At 71.3% G+C, this 16,569-nt stretch carries 17 protein-coding genes; 9 read left to right on the top strand and 8 right to left on the bottom strand.

Annotated features, from left to right (window positions below):
- Positions 1-333: 333 nt before the first annotated feature.
- From DSY14_RS20500 to DSY14_RS20475, 6 genes are all read right to left on the bottom strand, one after another.
- A complete protein-coding gene (locus DSY14_RS20500) occupies positions 334-483 on the bottom strand; it encodes a hypothetical protein (RefSeq protein WP_211718223.1) in 150 nt (49 codons plus the stop codon).
- A gap of 90 nt (positions 484-573) precedes the next feature.
- Positions 574-1,245: a hypothetical protein gene (locus DSY14_RS20495; RefSeq protein ID WP_211718222.1), complete on the bottom strand. Its 672-nt coding sequence runs from the start codon at positions 1,243-1,245 to the stop codon at positions 574-576.
- 295 nt (positions 1,246-1,540) lie between these two features.
- On the bottom strand, positions 1,541-2,395 hold the full coding sequence (locus DSY14_RS20490) for a serine/threonine-protein kinase (protein WP_211718221.1): 855 nt from the start codon (positions 2,393-2,395) through the stop codon (positions 1,541-1,543).
- A gap of 332 nt (positions 2,396-2,727) precedes the next feature.
- A complete protein-coding gene (locus DSY14_RS20485) occupies positions 2,728-3,885 on the bottom strand; it encodes an acyl-CoA dehydrogenase family protein (protein WP_211718220.1) in 1,158 nt (385 codons plus the stop codon).
- Positions 3,882-5,960, bottom strand: a complete 2,079-nt coding sequence (locus tag DSY14_RS20480; protein ID WP_211718219.1) for a biotin carboxylase N-terminal domain-containing protein — start codon at positions 5,958-5,960, stop codon at positions 3,882-3,884. The genes DSY14_RS20485 and DSY14_RS20480 overlap by 4 nt, the downstream gene beginning before the upstream one ends.
- A gap of 7 nt (positions 5,961-5,967) precedes the next feature.
- Positions 5,968-7,593 carry a carboxyl transferase domain-containing protein gene (locus tag DSY14_RS20475; RefSeq protein ID WP_249188185.1) on the bottom strand — a complete coding sequence of 542 codons (1,626 nt, stop codon included), beginning with the start codon at positions 7,591-7,593 and terminating at the stop codon, positions 5,968-5,970.
- Between the two features lie 119 nt (positions 7,594-7,712).
- Between DSY14_RS20475 and DSY14_RS20470 the strand changes: the two genes are divergently transcribed.
- The 5 genes from DSY14_RS20470 to DSY14_RS20450 all read left to right on the top strand — a co-directional run bounded on the left by DSY14_RS20470 (position 7,713) and on the right by DSY14_RS20450 (position 11,576).
- A complete protein-coding gene (locus DSY14_RS20470) occupies positions 7,713-8,309 on the top strand; it encodes a TetR/AcrR family transcriptional regulator (protein ID WP_211718218.1) in 597 nt (198 codons plus the stop codon).
- A 111-nt stretch (positions 8,310-8,420) separates the two neighbouring features.
- On the top strand, positions 8,421-9,896 hold the full coding sequence (locus tag DSY14_RS20465; RefSeq protein ID WP_211718217.1) for a catalase: 1,476 nt from the start codon (positions 8,421-8,423) through the stop codon (positions 9,894-9,896).
- Between the two features lie 86 nt (positions 9,897-9,982).
- Positions 9,983-10,582 carry a sulfite oxidase-like oxidoreductase gene (locus DSY14_RS20460; RefSeq protein WP_211718216.1) on the top strand — a complete coding sequence of 200 codons (600 nt, stop codon included), beginning with the start codon at positions 9,983-9,985 and terminating at the stop codon, positions 10,580-10,582.
- Positions 10,582-11,307: a ferredoxin reductase gene (locus tag DSY14_RS20455; protein WP_211718215.1), complete on the top strand. Its 726-nt coding sequence runs from the start codon at positions 10,582-10,584 to the stop codon at positions 11,305-11,307. The genes DSY14_RS20460 and DSY14_RS20455 overlap by 1 nt, the downstream gene beginning before the upstream one ends.
- Positions 11,307-11,576, top strand: coding sequence for a DUF6510 family protein (locus DSY14_RS20450; protein WP_211718214.1), 270 nt, complete (start codon positions 11,307-11,309; stop codon positions 11,574-11,576). Before DSY14_RS20455 ends, DSY14_RS20450 begins: the two co-directional genes overlap by 1 nt.
- A 128-nt stretch (positions 11,577-11,704) precedes the next feature.
- Here the strand turns inward: DSY14_RS20450 and DSY14_RS20445 are convergent, their stop codons facing one another.
- Positions 11,705-12,154: a hypothetical protein gene (locus tag DSY14_RS20445; RefSeq protein ID WP_211718213.1), complete on the bottom strand. Its 450-nt coding sequence runs from the start codon at positions 12,152-12,154 to the stop codon at positions 11,705-11,707.
- Positions 12,155-12,456: 302 nt separating this feature from the next.
- On the opposite strand from DSY14_RS20445, the gene DSY14_RS20440 reads away from it, so the two are divergent.
- A complete protein-coding gene (locus tag DSY14_RS20440; protein ID WP_211718212.1) occupies positions 12,457-13,830 on the top strand; it encodes an NAD(P)/FAD-dependent oxidoreductase in 1,374 nt (457 codons plus the stop codon).
- A 218-nt stretch (positions 13,831-14,048) separates the two neighbouring features.
- Here DSY14_RS20440 and DSY14_RS20435 read toward each other — a convergent pair whose 3' ends face one another.
- Positions 14,049-14,339: a metal-sensitive transcriptional regulator gene (locus DSY14_RS20435; RefSeq protein WP_211718224.1), complete on the bottom strand. Its 291-nt coding sequence runs from the start codon at positions 14,337-14,339 to the stop codon at positions 14,049-14,051.
- A gap of 374 nt (positions 14,340-14,713) precedes the next feature.
- On the opposite strand from DSY14_RS20435, the gene DSY14_RS20430 reads away from it, so the two are divergent.
- The 3 genes from DSY14_RS20430 (at position 14,714) to DSY14_RS20420 (ending at position 16,466) form a co-directional block, all read left to right on the top strand.
- Positions 14,714-14,959: a DUF2630 family protein gene (locus DSY14_RS20430; protein ID WP_211718211.1), complete on the top strand. Its 246-nt coding sequence runs from the start codon at positions 14,714-14,716 to the stop codon at positions 14,957-14,959.
- 110 nt (positions 14,960-15,069) lie between these two features.
- Positions 15,070-15,735, top strand: a complete 666-nt coding sequence (locus DSY14_RS20425) for a DUF4126 domain-containing protein (RefSeq protein ID WP_211718210.1) — start codon at positions 15,070-15,072, stop codon at positions 15,733-15,735.
- A 53-nt stretch (positions 15,736-15,788) separates the two neighbouring features.
- On the top strand, positions 15,789-16,466 hold the full coding sequence (locus tag DSY14_RS20420) for an HAD family hydrolase (RefSeq protein WP_211718209.1): 678 nt from the start codon (positions 15,789-15,791) through the stop codon (positions 16,464-16,466).
- Positions 16,467-16,569 lie beyond the last annotated feature (103 nt).

Raw genomic sequence — 16,569 nt, 5'->3', positions numbered from 1 at the left:
TGTCAGAAGGGCGTCAAGGTCTTTGGTCACACACTGATCCTCGACGCCCTTCGTCTTGCCCGCAGGCGTTTCAGGGATTTCCCATCAACGATCTAGGGCGTGTTCGCCTGGGGTCTCCGCCGCGCTTCGGCCCGTGTTCGGGCGCCCGACGGCACGGTGGGGACCTCCGGCACCCCCGGGTCGTGGGAAGCACGGCCCGACGGCGCCCGAACGCACACTCCCGTGGTGCACGGGGTGGGATGCGTGCGGGGCGCCCGCACCCGGGTGTGGATACACAGAGAGAGCTCCCGTCCCCTCAAGGGGGCGGGAGCTCTCCGCGCGTGGAGGCGACCGTCAGGGACGCTCGCGCTTCTCCTGCTCGTCCTTGAAGAGGTCCTCGCGAGAGATCTGCGCGGTGGCGCCCGGGTCCGGGGCGCTCTCCTCTTCGTCGTCGCGGAAGAGGTCGGCCCGGGAGATGTGGTGTGTGGCATTGGGGTCGCTCATGAAGTCCTACTCCTCGAGGGTCGGGGGCACCCCGGATTTTATCCGGCGCTCACCGTGGGCCCGCACCTGCGGTGAGGTGCCCCTGCGGCTTCAGGACCCGGCGGTGTGGTGCTCCCAGGCCTGGTCCGGGACCCGTTCCACGAGTGCGATCAGGTAGTCCGCCGCGGTGAGCGCTCGGGCGGGGTCGAGCCCCATCGGTGCCCAGGTCAGAAGGTGCTCGCCGGTGAAACGGAGGGGGAAGGAACGGGAGCGCCAGTCCGACAGCAGCCACGAGGCGGTCGCGTGGTCCAGCACCGCCCGCGTGAAGTGCGCGTCGGCGCCGACGACGTGGAAGGCGGCCGAGAAGGACGCCCGGACCTCCTCGGGGGCGCCTCGACCGTCGAAGGACACCGTCCGGGCCAGGTCGCGTCGGTGGATCTCCAGATCCGCTCCGGGGCCCGGCGTGCTCACGGCGACCACGCGGTGGACCGTCTCGCCGCCGCGTCGCCCTCCCACGAGGGTGAGTTCGAACATGACGACCCGGTGCCGGCCACGGACACCGCGGAGCACGTGGCGCACGCGGGGGGAGTGCCCCAGCAGAGCGTCCGGCAGGGTCGCGCCCTCCAGGGGCGGATCGTCGTGTTCGGCGTACTCCCAGCCGTGTTCGCGGGCCCAGGAGTGCAGCTCGGTGACGCGTTCCTTGCGAAAGTGCGCGGCGACGGTGATCGCACCGGCGGACACCACGACGGCGACCAGGGCGATCATCGAAAGGGCGCCTTCCATCCCGATCTCCTCCGGTGGGGATCATGAAGGCCGAGGAACCCGGGGCGGGGATGCCCTGGCGATCCGGGCCCGAGGCGGACCCGATGACAGGGGGTCCACACCGACCACTGTGGGACCATTCTGTGTCGATTGTCGCTGCTTGTCACCCCTTGTGTTTTTTCTCTGGTCTCACTGAATTCACAGGGGGCACCTGGTGCACATGCGTCACGCCCACGGCGTGACCTGCGCGGCGTGTGCCGCACGGCGCGCGACGCCGCGCCCGCGCAGGGTGAGCCCTGACCGGAAGTGGCCACGGTCAGTAGGGGCGGGTGACCCCGGCACGGTTCAGTGACGACAGGATCTGCTCCGGGGTGGGGCGCAAGGCGGGGGAGGCGGCCAGGGCCGCGCGCACCGTGGGGAGGAACTCGCCCGGCAGCCCGATGAGGTCCGCCTCCCCGCGCAGGATCCTCCGCGCGGTCGCCTCCGGTGTGCCGGCGCCGAAGGGGTTGCGTCCCGTGGCGGAGTAGGCGGTCAACTGAGCCCAGTTGAACACGTCCGAGGCGGCCGAGGCGGGGAAGCCCCGCAGACGCTCGGGCGCCACCCACCCGGGTGTGCCCCACAGCGGGCCGTGCGGGCTCTGCTCGGCCCGTCGGGTGGCGACGCCGAAGTCCAGGACCCGAGGTCCGCGCGGGGAGAGGATGACGTTGCCGGGTTTCAGATCGCTGTGCACGATCCCGGCGCGGTGGATGTCGGCGAGGGCCGCGGCCACCCCGGTGACGACCCGGGCCAGAGCGCCGTCCCGCAGCGGCCGTACGTTGCGCACCTGCTCGTGCAGGGTCGGTCCGGGGATGTGCCCGGTGGCCAGCCAGGGGATGTCGGCCCGGGGGGAGGCCCCGGCGAACCGCGGCACGAAGCGGCTCCGGACCCGGCGCAGGGCGGTCACCTCCCGGGCGAAGCGCTCCCGGAACTCGGGTTCGTCGACGAGTTCGGGGTGGACGGCCTTGACCGCCACCGTCCGCCCGAACGGCGAACGGGCCAGGTAGACGGTGCCCATGCCGCCGAAACCGAGCCGACCCGTCAGCCGGTAGGGACCGAGCCGCACCGGGTCGTGCGCTCCCAGCGGGGCGATGTCGGTGGGATCGTGCGAGGGGGAGAAGAGGGGCGTGGGCACTGCGTCCGAACCTCACGGGGGGTGAAGGGGTATCCGAAAACGGGCCCATGTTCCCAGTTCGTCCCGGAGCGCGCATCCCGGACCCCGGGTCCGCGACCGGAGGATCCGCGCCGAGTCCCACCGGACCCGGGTGGTCGTCCCACCTCCGGTGGGGGATCCGGGCCGACCGTCGGGGTCCCCGCTGCCGGGCGCGGCCCTGGTCGGCGGTGTTCGACGCCGCTCGCACCCCTTGTGCCGCCGCGCGTCCCGCCCTCGGTGGCCCCCGGCCGGCGACGGCGAGGACACCGGTGGGGCCCCGGCGCGGTGCGCGCCGGGGCCCCACCGGGGGCGGATCAGGCGGGCAGCCCGAGTTCCCGCGCGATGAGCATCTTCTGCACCTCGCTCGTCCCCTCACCGACCTCCAGGATCTTGGCGTCGCGGTAGAACCGGCCCACCGCGTAGTCGTTCATGAAGCCGTAGCCGCCGAACACCTGGGTGGCGTCGCGGGCGTTGTCCATGGCGGCGTTGGAGGCCACCAGCTTGGCGATGGCCGCCTCCTTCTTGAAGGGCTCACCGGCCAGCATGCGCGAGGCGGCGTCGTAGTAGGCCAGGCGGGCGGTGTGCGCGCGGGCCTCCATCTCGGCGATCTTGAACTGGATCGCCTGGTAGGCACCGATGCTGTGGCCGAAGGCCTGACGTTCGTGGGCGTAGCGCACGCTCTCGTCCACACAGCCCTGGGCCAGTCCGACCGAGAGCGCCGCGATGGCGATCCGGCCCTCGTCGAGGATGCGCAGGAACTGGGCGTACCCGCGTCCGCGCTCACCGACGAGGTTGGCCTCGGGCACGCGGCAGTCCTCGAACACCAGCTCGTTGGTGTCGGAGGCGTTCCAGCCCACCTTGGAGTACTTCTGGCCGACCGAGAAGCCCGGTGTGCCGCGGGGCACGAGGATGGAGGAGATCTCCGGGCGCCCGTCCTCACGCCGGCCGGTCACGGCGGTCACGGTGACCAGCGTGGTGATGTCGGTTCCGGAGTTGGTGATGAACGACTTGGTCCCGTTGATCACCCACGCCCCGTCCTCCAGGCGCGCGGTGGTCTTGGTCGCTCCGGCGTCCGAACCGCCGTCGGGTTCGGTCAGACCGAACGCGCCGAGGGCCGCGCCCGAGGTCAGGTCGGACAGGTACGTCTTCTTCTGGTCCTCCGTACCGAACCGGTAGATGGGCATGGCGCCGAGCGACACCCCGGCCTCCAGGGTGATGGCGACCGAGGAGTCCACCCGGGCGAGCTCCTCCAGGGCCAGGCACAGGGCGAAGTAGTCGCCGCCCATGCCCCCGTACTCCTCGGGGAAGGGCAGCCCGAACAGCCCCATCTGACCCATCTTGGCGACGATGTCGTACGGGAAGGCGTTCCGCTCGTAGAAGTCGCCGATCACCGGCGCGACCTCGGTCCGGGCGAAGGTCTCCACGGCGGCCCGCAGGTCGGCGTGCTCGGTGGAGAGTTCGTGACGGTTCATCGCTGCTCCTCGGTGGAGGTGGAAGGGGTGTCGGCCGGGTTCTCGGTCTCGACGGTGACCAGGACGGCGTCCATGGGCACGGGGGAACCGGGACGGACCGCCACGGTGGTGACGGTGCCGTCGATCGGGGAGGGCACGGAGTGCTCCATCTTCATCGCCTCGACCACCGCGAGGGTGGTGCCGGCGGTGACCCGTTGGCCCACCCGGACGGGCACGTCCAGGACGGTGCCGGGCATGGGGCTGCGCACGGTGCCGTCGGTGGCCGCGTCGTCCGCGCGCAGGGCCGCCGCGACGGGCTCCTCGTGCAGGCTCCAAGCGGCGCCGTCGAGACCGAGCCACCGGTGGGCGGTCTCGGGGTCGTCGGCGCGTGTGTAGGTGGTCGTGGTGGCCTCGTCGGTGATGGTGAGCCGGGTGCCGTCGGCCGAGCGGCGGGCACGGACCGGGATCGGCTCCCGGTCGGCCAGGCCGACCAGGTAGTGGCCGGGCGCCCCGGCACGCCGGACCCGGACGACCACGGCGTCGTGCCCGGGGGCCCGCAACCGCCACGGCGTCCAGGCGGGACCGCCCATCCGCCAGCCGTCGGGGACGGCGAACCGGTCGGCCCGGGGCCCGGTCTCCAGATCCAACTGATGGTCCAGTGCCGCGGCCATGGACACCATGGGGAGCCGGTCGGGCTCCGGCGCGGGCGGGTCGGTGGCGATGAGGTCGGTGCTCAGGTCGCCCTCGACCACACGCGGGTGGCGGAGCAACCGGCGCAGGAAGGCGGTGTTGGTCACGCAGCCCAACAGTCGGTAGGCGGCGAGCGCGGCGTCCATCCGGTTCAGCGCCTCGTGCCGGTCCGCGCCCCACGTGATGACCTTGGCCAGCATGGGGTCGAAGTCGGAGGTGACCGCCCCGCCCCGCGCGATGCCCGAGTCCACCCGAACGTGGGGTCCGGAGGGTTCGTCCAGGAACAGGATCGGCCCGCCCGAGGGGAGGAAGCCACGGTCGGCGTCCTCGGCGTAGACGCGCGACTCCACCGCGTGCCCGACCCAGGAGACGTCCTCCTGCGCGAAGGGCAGCGCCTCCCCGTGGGCGACGCGCACCTGGAGTTCCACGAGGTCCACTCCGCGCTCGCCGCGCACGGCGACGACCTCCTCGGTGACCGGGTGTTCCACCTGCAGACGGGTGTTCATCTCCAGGAAGGAGAATGACAGGGCGCCGTCGGGTCCGGTCTCGGCGATGAACTCCACGGTTCCCGCGCCCACGTACCCACAGGAGCGGGCGGCGGCCACCGCGGCCTCGCCCATCACCCGGCGCTGGTCGTCGGTGAGCAGGGGCGAGGGCGCCTCCTCCACCACCTTCTGGTGCCGACGCTGGAGGCTGCACTCGCGCTCGCCCAGGTGCAGGACGTTGCCGTGGGTGTCGGCCATGACCTGGACCTCGATGTGGCGCGGACGCCGCACCAGCTGTTCCACCAGCAGGGTCGCGTCGCCGAAGGAGGCCAGGGCCTCACGGCGGGCGGAGGCCGCGTCGGCGAGCAGCGTGTCGGCCGCGTACACGGCGCGCATGCCCTTCCCGCCGCCCCCGGCGGAGGGCTTGATGAGCAGCGGGTACCCGGTCTCCTCGGCGGCGCGGAGCAACGCTTCGTCGTCCAGGGGCTGCCCGGGTTTCTCGGTGAACCCGCCCAGGACCGGTACGCCCGCGGCGGCGACGGTGTCCTTGGCGCGGATCTTGTCGCCCATGGCCTCGATCGCGGAGGCTGGCGGACCGATGAAGGCCAGTCCCGCGTCGGTGCAGGCACGGGCGAACCCGGCGTTCTCGGACAGGAAGCCGTACCCGGGGTGCACCGCGGTGGCCCCGCAGTCCAGGGCCAGGGCGACGATCGCGTCGGCGTCCAGGTAGTGCTCCACCCGCAGCGCGACGTCGGCGGCGCGGGTGTGCGGGGCCTCGGAGTCCGCGTCGGTGTACACGGTGGCCGGGCTGATGCCCAGGCGGCGCAGCGTGCGCGTGATCCGGAGTGCGATCTCGCCCCGGTTGGCGACCAGGACGCGCGGGACGCCGCGGGTCGTGCTCGTGTGCGGTGTCGTGGTCAAGGGTTCCTCACATCCGGAAGACGCCGTAGCCCACCGGCTCCAGGGGCGCGTGGCGGGCGGCGGACAGGGCCATGGCGAGCACGTCGCGGGTGTCGACGGGGTCGATGACGCCGTCGTCCCACAGGCGGGCGGTGGAGTAGTAGGGGCTGCCCTGCTCCTCGTACTGGTCGCGGATGGGTGCCTTGAAGGACTCCTCGTCCTCCGCGGACCAGGTCTCTCCGCGTCCCTCCTTCTGGTCGCGGCGGACGGTGGAGAGCACCGAGGCGGCCTGCTCACCGCCCATCACGGAGATGCGCGCGTTGGGCCACATCCACAGGAAACGGGGGGAGTAGGCGCGGCCGCACATGGAGTAGTTGCCCGCGCCGAAGGAACCGCCGATGACGACGGTGAACTTGGGGACGCGGGCGCAGGCCACGGCCGTGACCATCTTGGCTCCGTGCTTGGCGATGCCGCCGGCCTCGTAGTCGCGGCCGACCATGAACCCGGAGATGTTCTGGAGGAAGACCAGCGGGATGGAGCGGCGGTCGCACAGTTCGATGAAGTGGGCGCCCTTGAGCGCGGACTCGGCGAACAGGATGCCGTTGTTGGCGATGATCCCGACGGGGTGGCCGTTGATGTGCGCGAACCCGGTGACCAGGGTGGTGCCGTACTCCGACTTGAACTCGGTGAACTCGCTGCCGTCGACCACGCGCGCGATGACCTCGCGCACGTCGTAGGGGGTGCGGGTGTCGGCGGGCACCACACCGTACAGCTCCCGCGGGTCCGACTTCGGGGGGCGCGGGTCGCGCGTCTCCCAGGCGGGCGGGTCCAACGGGCCGAGGGTGTCGGCGATGCGTCGCACCCGGGTGAGGGCGTCCGCGTCGTCGTCGGCGAGGTGATCGGTCACGCCCGAGACCCGGGAGTGCAGGTCGCCGCCGCCCAGGTCCTCGGCGGTGACGACCTCGCCGGTGGCCGCCTTCACCAGGGGCGGTCCACCCAGGAAGATCGTGCCCTGTTCGCGGACGATGACGGCCTCGTCGCTCATGGCCGGCACGTAGGCGCCGCCGGCCGTGCACGAGCCCAGGACCGCGGCGATCTGGGGGATGCCCAGCCGGGACATGGTGGCCTGGTTGTAGAAGATGCGGCCGAAGTGCTCCCGGTCGGGGAAGACGTCGTCCTGCATGGGCAGGAAGGCCCCGCCGGAGTCGGCGAGGTACACGCAGGGCAGCCGGTTGTGCAGCGCCACCTCCTGGGCGCGCAGGTGCTTCTTGACCGTCATCGGGTAGTAGCTGCCGCCCTTGACGGTGGCGTCGTTGGCGACCACGACCATGGGGCGGCCCGCCACACGGCCGACCCCGGCGATCATCCCGGCGCCCGGGGCGTCCTGGCCGTCCGCTCCGTAGAGCCCGTGGGCGGCCAGCGGCGCGATCTCCAGGAACGGGGATCCGGGGTCGAGGAGGAGGTCGACGCGATCACGGGGGAGGAGCTTGCCGCGTGCGACGTGGCGCGCGCGGGTCTTCTCGGGGCCGCCGAGGGCCGCGGTGGCGATCCGTTCCCGCAGTTCCGACGCGAGGGCCCGGTTCGCGGCGTCGTTGGCGGCGAACGCGGGCCCGGCGGTGTCGGCCGCCGAATCGAGCACAGGTGCCCTGCTCATGGTGTCCTCTCGTGGAGGGATGTTAATACTCGCTAACAACGGAGATGTTAGTAACTACTAACATGGGTGTCCAGGGTGTGAGTGACCCGGGTCACCGGGTGGCGGCGGAAGGCGGGCGGATGACGTCGAAGGCGACGGGGCCGAGAACGGGTGAGCGACGGGCGGCGATCCTGGGCGCCGCGGCCCGGCTCTTCGCCGCCCACGGCTACCGGGGCGTCACCATCGACGACCTCGGGCGGGCGGTGGGCACCACCGGCCCCGCGCTCTACCGTCACTTCCCCGGCAAGGAGGCCCTGCTCGGAGCCGTCCTCGTCGATGTCAGCGAACGTCTGGCCGCACGCGGCCGCACGCTCGTGGACCGGGCGGAGGAACCACGCGAGGCCCTCACGGCGCTGCTGCGCGGGCACATCTCCTTCGCCCTCGACGAGCCCGATCTCATCACCGTCCACGATCGCGAACTCGGCAACCTCACCGACGAGGACCGGCGTACCGTCCGCAGGCTCCAACGCGGCTACGTCGAGGAATGGGTCGGGGTTCTGGCCGCGCTGCGCCCGGACACCCCCGGGCCCGCCCTGCGCGCCTCGGTGCACGCCGCGTTCGGTCTGCTCAACTCCACCCCCCACAGTCGGGGGCCGCTCTCCCGCGGCGCCATGGCGGATCTTCTCCTGCGCATGGGCGTCGCCGCCCTGCTGGCCGAGGAGCCCGACCCACGGTGAGATGGGTCTCCCTTGCACGTGGCTTGACCCGTCCACGGGTAGGGCGGCGCACAAGTGCCCCGGACCCGACATCCGGGGCGCGCGCGTCTATTTCCGAAGGGGAGATCCTTCATGGTCGACGACCGACCCGAATCCCGGGGCAGCACCACCAACGCGGGCATCCCCGTGCCCAGTGACGAGCATTCGTTGAGCGTGGGCCGGGACGGCCCCCTCGTCCTGCACGACGCCTATCTCATCGAGAAGATGGCGCACTTCAACCGCGAACGGGTGCCCGAGCGCGTGGTGCACGCCAAAGGCGGCGGTGCCTACGGTGTGTTCCGGGTGACCAACGACGTCAGTCAGTACACCTGCGCCGACCTCTTCCAGCCGGGCCGGGAGACCCCGATGCTGGCCCGTTTCTCCACGGTGGCGGGGGAGATGGGCAGCCCCGACACCTGGCGCGACCCGCGCGGCTTCTCCCTGAAGTTCTACACGCGCGATGGCAACTTCGACCTGGTCGGCAACAACACGCCGGTCTTCTTCATCCGCGACCCGCAGAAGTTCCAGGACTTCATCCGCTCCCAGAAACGCGACCCGCGCACCGGCCTGCGGGACAACACCATGCAGTGGGACTTCTGGTCGCTGTCACCGGAGTCCTCCCACCAGGTGACCTGGCTGATGGGCGACCGGGGTCTGCCGAGGACCTGGCGCAACATGGACGGGTTCGGCTCGCACACCTACCAGTGGGTCAACGCCGGGGGCGAGCGCTTCTGGGTCAAGTACCACTTCCAGACCGACCAGGGCAACGACTTCTTCACCCAGGAGGAGTCGGACCGGGTGGCCGGGGCGGACGCCGACCACCACCGTCGCGACCTGTACGAGGCGATCGAGCGCGGCGACCATCCGTCCTGGACGCTGCGGATGCAGGTCATGCCGTTCGAGGACGCGGCCGACTACCGGTTCAACCCGTTCGACCTCACCAAGGTCTGGCCGCACGAGGACTATCCGCTCATCGAGGTCGGCCGGATGACCCTGACGGAGAACCCGGAGAACCATTTCATCCACATCGAGCAGGCCGCGTTCGAGCCGTCCAACATGGTGCCGGGCACCGGTGCCTCCCCGGACAAGATGCTGCTGGGCCGGATGTTCTCCTACCCCGACGCGCACCGCTACCGCATCGGGGTCAACTACAACGAACTGCCGCCCAACCGCCCCCTGGTCCCCGTGCGCTCCTACGCCAAGGACGGACAGATGCGGCACGACCCGCCCGGCACCGGCCAGGTCTACCACCCCAACTCCTATGGCGGCCCCGACGCCGGTCGTCAGCAGGGCGTGGAGCCGGACGGGTGGCGGGTGGAGGCCTCCGAACTGGTGCGGGAGGCCTACAGCCTGCGCCGGGACGATGACGACGTCTCGCAGCCGCGCACGCTGATCCGCGAGGTCATGGACGACGCCGCCCGCGACCGGTTGGTGTCCAACATCGTCGGCCACGTCTCGGCCGTGACCGACGAGACGATCCGTGAGCGTGCCGTGCGGTACTGGGGCGACATCGACACCGAGATCGGCGCCCGGGTGGCCAAGGGCGTCAACGGGGTCGACGGCGCCTGACCGAGGAGCGCGGGGGCGGGCGCACGGGCGGCGCCCCGGGCGGCCGCCCCCGCGGTTCCACCACGACCGACCGAGGGGAGAGTCCGGTGAACACGGTGACCAGGGGGTTCCACGGCCGCAGGGGCGGTGACCCCGACAGGATCCCGCCGGGACAGTACGAGACCAGCGACTTCCCGGTGCTGTCGGTGGGTCCCACCCCGAGGGTGGACACCGACGAGTGGACCCTCGCGATCGTGAACGAGGCCGGTCAGGCGCTGACCTGGTCCTGGGACGCGTTCATGGCGCTGCCCCAGGAACACCCGCACGTGGACATCCACTGTGTGACCCGGTGGTCCAGGTTGGACACGGACTGGGTCGGGGTGAGCCTGGACGTGCTGCTGGAGGACGTCGAGACCACGGCCGAGTACGCGTTGGCGCTCAGCCACGGCGGTTACTCCACCGATGTTCCGTTGGAGGACCTCACCGACGGCCGAGCCTGGATCGCGCACACGTTCGACGGTGAGCCCTTGGCCCCGGAGCACGGAGGGCCGGCCCGGCTCATCGTCCCGCACCTGTACTTCTGGAAGTCGGCGAAGTGGGTGCGGGAGATCCGACTCCTGCACGAGGACGATCCCGGATTCTGGGAGCAGGCCGGCTACCACTCCTACGGCGACCCCTGGCGCGAACAGCGCTACCAGGGGGACTGATGGTCGCCTGGCGGCCCGCCACGCTGGTGGCGGGTCGGTGGGAGAGCGACAGCGCGCGCACCCTCGTCCTGGACGTGCCGGACTGGCCGGGGCACCGGGCGGGTCAGCACGTCGACGTGCGGCTGACGGCGGAGGACGGCTACACGGCCGAACGCTCCTACTCGATCGCCTCCGCACAGGATGGCGACCACATCGAACTCACCGTGCAGCGAGTGGCCGAGGGCGAGGTCTCGCCCTACCTGGTGGACGTGTTCGCCCCCGGTGACCGTGTGGAGGTACGCGGTCCGCTCGGCGGCTGGTTCGTGTGGGACGCCAAGGCGCCGGACCCGGTCGTGCTGGTGGGCGGAGGTTCGGGGATCGCGCCGTTGACGGCGATGGTCCGCGAACGTCGCAGGGTCGGCTCGCCCGCGCTGTTCCGGGTCCTGTACTCGGTGCGCACTCCGCAGGACCGTCTCTACCGAGGTGATCTGGGGTCGCCGAGTGACGGGGGAGTGGACCTCTTCGTCGCCTACACGCGTCGGGCCCCGGACGGGGCGACGCGAGGGCCGGGCCGGTTGGGGGTGGCCGAGGTGAACACCCACGGCTTCCCCGCCGACGTCGCACCGACCTGCTACGTGTGCGGGCCGACGGGTTTCGTGGAGACGATGGCCGACGCGCTGGTGGCGCTGGGGCACGATCCGAGACGGGTGCGGACCGAACGGTTCGGCTCGGGTGGGGGCACGTGATGCGGGAACCGGAGCATGTGGACGCCAACGTCCTGGCGGGCCCCCTGTCGGAGATCCTCAGCGTGGACCTGACGACCGCCGAACGTCACTGCGCGGTCTGTGGCGCGGAGGGAGTGTTCGCCGAACTGCACGTGGTGGCGGACGGGCCCGGATGGGTGGCGAGCTGCCCCCGGTGTCGGACCCTGGTGCTGCGGTTGGTGCGCACCGCCGACAGCCTGTGGCTGGACCTGGGGGGAAGCGGCACCGTCCGCATACGCACCGGACCCTGAACGGGGCCGTGCGGAGCGTATCGGCGGAGGGTGGACGACCCGCGAGGGACGGCGGGACCGTGGACCGATCCGCGGGGCGACGGTCGGGGGAGGGCGACCGAAGGCCGCCCTCCCCCGGACTCTCGGGATCAGGGAAGTCCCACGCCGCCGGTCAGGTCGTCCACCGGCTGGGTGACGTCCTCGACCGGGACGTCTCCGGTGACATCGTCGACCCCGTCCACCGGGAGGTCGTCGGTGCCCACCGGCAGGTCCAGCGCCTCCAGGGCGCCCACCGGGTCCTCCAGCTCCAGGAGGGCCTGGAGGGCCTCCAGAGCGTCGGGATCGCTGAGCAGGGCCACCGCGTCCTCATCGGCCAGGATCTCCTGGACCTGCGGGTCCTGGAGGAGGGCCTCCGCCTCGGGGGACAGGCCCTCGACCGGGTCGGTCACGTCCGCGGCGACGTCCTCGGTGGTCTCGGCGACCCCGTCCACCGGCTCGGTGACGTCCTGCGGCGGGTCGGCGAAGGCCGCCCCGACTCCGAACACGGTCAGTCCCCCGGCCAGCACGGTGGTGGCGGCGATCTTGCTGAACGCACGCATACGCGTTCCTTGCCCCTCTCCATGACACGGGTCAGCACGTTCCGTATGTGCATGACCACACTTAGTCACCAGTGTCCGTGTTGGGGGACCAATGGCGGGTTTCGTGATCATGAAGTCCGCGTATGCGTTCTCATGCGAAGATCAACTGCGGACAAAGTCCACGGCACGCCTCGTGTGGGGCCCGGGGGAATCGGTGCGCGGGCCCGTACATTCGGCGCCGGGCAAGTGGGTAGGGCGGCGTTCGACGACCCCAGACGCGAAGAACGTCCCGCCCCCCGACGTGAAGAAGGAGCGGTGAACACATGTCTCGGCCTCGGATCGTGGTGGTCGGTTCCGGCTTCGGCGGACTCACTACCGTGCGCCACCTCGAACGCCGTATCCCCGAGGGTGCGGCCGACATCGCCTTGGTCGCGCCGCACGACTACATGCTGTACAGCCCGTTGCTGCCCCAGGTGGCGTCCGGGCTGCTCACGCCCCAGTCGGTGGCCATGTCGGTCCACCGACTCACCCGGCGGACCCGTTTCGTCCCCGGCTACGCCGTGGGGGTCGACACCCGGGAGCGGACCCTGGTGGTGCGCCGGCCCACCGGTGAGTTGGCGCCCTGTCCCTACGACCGGCTCGTCCTGGCCCCCGGTGGTCTCACCCGCGAGTTCGACATCCCCGGACTCACCGAGCACGCCTACGGGGCCAAGACCCTGGCCGAAGCGGTCCTGCTCCGTGACCACGTGCTGTCCCAACTGGAGTTGGCCAACGACTCCAAGGATCCGCAGGAGCGCGAGGAACGCTGTCGGTTCGTGGTGGTCGGTGGCGGTTACACCGGTGTCGAGACCGCGGCCTCGCTCATGCGCCTGTGTCAGGAGGCCGCCCGGCGCTATCCGGAACTGCGCTCGGTCATCCGCTGGCACCTGGTCGACATCGCGCCCAAGGTCCTGCCCGAACTCGGGGACCGGCTCGGCCGCAAGGCCCTGGACCTGCTCCGCGATCTCGGCATCGAGGTCACGCTCAAGGTGAGCGTGCGGGAGGTGACCGCCGACAAGGTGGTGCTGACCGACGGGCGCGCCCTGCCGTGCCGCACACTGATCTGGACCGCGGGCGTCTCGCCCAGCCCGCTCATGGAGACGGTGGGCAGACCGACGCTGCGGGGTCGACTGGAGGTCGGCGCGGACCTGTCCGTTCCCGGCCTGCCGGACGTGTTCGCGATCGGTGACGCCGCCGCGGTGCCCGACCTGTCGAGTGACGACAGCGCCTACTGCCCGCCCACCGCCCAATACGCCGGCCGCCAGGCGGCCACCGCCGCGCAGAACGTGGTGAACTCGATCCTGGGTCGGCCACTACGGGAGTTCCGACACAAGGACCTGGGTTTGGTGGTGGACCTCAGTGGCAGCGACGCGCTGGCGCGGGTGCTCCGGTTCGACCTGAGCGGTCTGCCGGCGCTCGGGGTCACCCGTGGGTACCACCTGATGTCGGTGCCCTCGTCCACGGCCCGGGCGCGGATCGTCGCCAACTGGGGTATCCGTGCCCTCACCGGCGGAGAGACCTCCCGGCTGGGGTTCGCCGACAACGGCCGTCCCTCCTCGTTCGTGGCCAACGAGCGGGTGGACTACCTCGATCCCGAGGCCGCGCAGAAGGAGGGCGCCCGCCTCCTGGAGAACGAGCGGGCGCGGCACGGCGGCTGAACCGCGCCGTCGACCACGGCCCCGGGGCCACGCCGTGCGTGGGTTCCGGGGCCGTGATCGTGCCGTCGCCCGCACCGGGGAGGGGCGGGGGCGGGCGTCTCCACGACCGTGATCGGTGCGGAGCGCCGCAGGGGCGACCGGAGCGAGCAGGGTGCCCGGCGCCGTGGACCCGGCGCGCGGCCCCGGCCGGGTCGGGGTCGGCCGGGTGAGGCGGGCCGTTAGGAACGGACCAGTCGGGCGATGGCGTCGGAGGCCTCGCGGACCTTCTGCTCCGCCTCCTCGCCGCCGTTGGCCACGGCGTGGGCGACGCAGTGCTTGAGGTGCTCGTCCAGCATGGACAGGGCGAAGGAGCGCAGTGCCTTGTTGACCGCGGAGGTCTGGGTGAGGATGTCGATGCAGTACTGGTCGTCCTCGACCATGCGCTGCAGACCGCGGATCTGCCCCTCGATACGGCGAAGTCGGTTGATGTGACTCTGCTTGTCGTTGCTGTAACCGTGGTTCGCCGTCATGCCGCCGTTTCCGTGTTGTTCCTGCTCAGCTGCCATAACAATACCCCCTCAAGGTATTCAAGGGCGGAGCTTCGTGGTCTATTCCGCCACGTCGACCGCTGAGCCGTGAACGATTCGTCATCAATGCGGCCGTAGTAGGAGTTTCCCAGACGGGTCCGGTCGCTTCGTCCGGAGCGCGGTCGCCGACGACCGTCACGGACCCCACGAGGTGCGCGGGGTCCTCCCGCCGAGGCCCGGGCGCGCCGCGCGGGCCGATCCGCCCCGATCACGGTCGCGCGGGCGGGGTCACCCGCCCACGTAAACGTTCGGTGCGGACCGGGCAATCCCGTTCCCGAGGCCTTGCTCCGGATCCGGGCCGTGCCGACCATGGCGTTATGAGCGACAGCGCCGAACACGACATCATGACGACCATCCGCGGTCTGATGGACGAGGAGCACGCGCTCCGCTCCACCCCGGGTGGTCTGGAACCCGCCGAGCGCGGCCGGATGAAGGAGGTCGAGGAGGCGCTCGACCAGTGCTGGGATCTGCTGCGTCAGCGTCGGGCCCGCAGCGAGTACGGACAGGACCCGGACCAGACCCGGGCGCGGTCCACCTCCGAGGTCGAGAACTACTGGCAATAGGGCACGACCCGCAACCAGCCGCCCTCCGCGGGCGTCCACACACTCGACGGCGCCGATCCGCGCACGCGGATCGGCGCCGGCCTGTCACCCGGCGCCCACGAAGGAACCGCATGTTCGCCACCCTCACCGGCCTGGGCCTGGCCTCGGCGGCCGGGCTCAACGCCTACGTCCCCCTGCTCCTGGTGGGGCTGATCGCCCGGTTCACCGAGGTGATCCCGCTCGGTCCGGCGTGGACCTGGCTGGAACACCCCGTCACCCTCGTCAGCCTCACCGTGCTGCTGGTGGTCGAGTTCGCGGCGGACAAGGTGCCCGCCCTGGACAGCGTCAACGACGTCGTCCAGACGGTGATCCGCCCCACCTCGGGCGGGATCACCTTCGGTGCCGGCGCTTCGACCATGGAACTGTCCGAGATCACGGGGGAGGCCTCCGCGGCGGCGGGCGCCGCCGGCGGCGTCGACTGGGGTCCGGTCATCGCCGGTGTGCTCATCGCCCTGGCCTTCCACCTGGTCAAGGCCCTGTCCCGGCCGGTCCTGAACGCGATGAGCGTCGGGGTGGCCGCTCCGGTCGTCTCTGTCGTCGAGGACGTCGTCAGTTTCCTCACGTCGCTCCTGGCGATCCTGCTCCCGGTCCTCATCCTCGTCGTGTTCCCGCTGATGGTGGTGGCCGGTGTGTGGACGGTGCGGCGACGACGACGCCTGCGCGAGGAACGTCGTGCCGCCGGTCGGGGCGGTGCCGCGCCCGCGCGATCCGGGGATGACCTCGGTGGTTCCGCCTGAAGGTGGGCGACACCGTATTCCAGAAACGGGCATCTGGTCGTAAAGTGCATTCGATGGCTGAGATGACTTTTGCGAACCACGACCCCCACCACATCGTCTGGGACTGGAACGGCACTCTTCTGGACGACAACCACGCCAACCTCGCCGCGGTCAACGCCGTGTGCGCGGACTTCGGCCGCGCCCCCGTGGAGCTGGAGTACTGGCGTTCGTTCTTCCGTCGCCCCCTCATCCCCTGCTACGAGGAGCTGCTCGGACGCTCGTTCACCGAGGGCGAGTGGGAGCGGGCGGAGCGGTTGTACGACGACAGCTACAAGGAACTCCTGCACTCCTGTCGGCTCGCCACGGGCGTCCCCGACGTCCTGCACGAGTGGACCGGCGGGGGCGGCACCCAGTCGCTGCTGTCCATGGCCTCCCACGACCACCTGGTGCCCCTGATCGAGGAGCGCGGCCTGACCCCGCACTTCACCCGGGTGGACGGGCGCAGGTTCGAGACCGAGCACGACTCCAAGGCCGAGCACCTGGTGCACCACCTGCGCCACCAGGGCCTCGACCCGTCCCGGGTCGTCCTCATCGGCGACATCGACGACGACGCCCGCGCCGCGCGCGAGGCCGGTGCGCAGCCCGTCCTGGTCGCCAGTGGACTGATGTCCCGCGCCCGGCTGGAGGCCACCGGGGCCAGGGTCGTCGACTCGCCCGCCGAGGCCGTCGCCCTGGTGCGCACCCTGGGTTGACCCTCCGTCACCGGTCCCTCGATCCGATCGACGTCACGCGCCGGCCCCCGCGGTCAACGTGGGAACCCCACCCTTCCCACCGCCCGCGAGGGTGGGGTTCCCC

Source organism: Nocardiopsis sp. MG754419 (assembly GCF_018207095.1).
Lineage (GTDB): Bacteria > Actinomycetota > Actinomycetes > Streptosporangiales > Streptosporangiaceae > Nocardiopsis.
Note: the sequence above shows the minus strand (reverse complement) of the source record. Positions and strands in the feature narration are given on the sequence as shown.

Bases quoted from the DNA above. Each gene is read 5' to 3' on its own strand.
- DSY14_RS20500 (WP_211718223.1), bottom strand. From the start codon at position 483: ATGAGCGACCCCAATGCCACACACCACATCTCCCGGGCCGACCTCTTC.
- DSY14_RS20495 (WP_211718222.1), bottom strand. From the start codon at position 1,245: ATGGAAGGCGCCCTTTCGATGATCGCCCTGGTCGCCGTCGTGGTGTCC.
- DSY14_RS20485 (WP_211718220.1), bottom strand. From the start codon at position 3,885: ATGAACCGTCACGAACTCTCCACCGAGCACGCCGACCTGCGGGCCGCC.
- DSY14_RS20475 (WP_249188185.1), bottom strand. From the start codon at position 7,593: ATGAGCAGGGCACCTGTGCTCGATTCGGCGGCCGACACCGCCGGGCCC.
- DSY14_RS20470 (WP_211718218.1), top strand. From the start codon at position 7,713: ATGACGTCGAAGGCGACGGGGCCGAGAACGGGTGAGCGACGGGCGGCG.
- DSY14_RS20465 (WP_211718217.1), top strand. From the start codon at position 8,421: ATGGTCGACGACCGACCCGAATCCCGGGGCAGCACCACCAACGCGGGC.
- DSY14_RS20455 (WP_211718215.1), top strand. From the start codon at position 10,582: ATGGTCGCCTGGCGGCCCGCCACGCTGGTGGCGGGTCGGTGGGAGAGC.
- DSY14_RS20450 (WP_211718214.1), top strand. From the start codon at position 11,307: ATGCGGGAACCGGAGCATGTGGACGCCAACGTCCTGGCGGGCCCCCTG.
- DSY14_RS20445 (WP_211718213.1), bottom strand. From the start codon at position 12,154: ATGCGTGCGTTCAGCAAGATCGCCGCCACCACCGTGCTGGCCGGGGGA.
- DSY14_RS20440 (WP_211718212.1), top strand. From the start codon at position 12,457: ATGTCTCGGCCTCGGATCGTGGTGGTCGGTTCCGGCTTCGGCGGACTC.
- DSY14_RS20435 (WP_211718224.1), bottom strand. From the start codon at position 14,339: ATGACGGCGAACCACGGTTACAGCAACGACAAGCAGAGTCACATCAAC.
- DSY14_RS20430 (WP_211718211.1), top strand. From the start codon at position 14,714: ATGAGCGACAGCGCCGAACACGACATCATGACGACCATCCGCGGTCTG.
- DSY14_RS20425 (WP_211718210.1), top strand. From the start codon at position 15,070: ATGTTCGCCACCCTCACCGGCCTGGGCCTGGCCTCGGCGGCCGGGCTC.
- DSY14_RS20420 (WP_211718209.1), top strand. From the start codon at position 15,789: ATGGCTGAGATGACTTTTGCGAACCACGACCCCCACCACATCGTCTGG.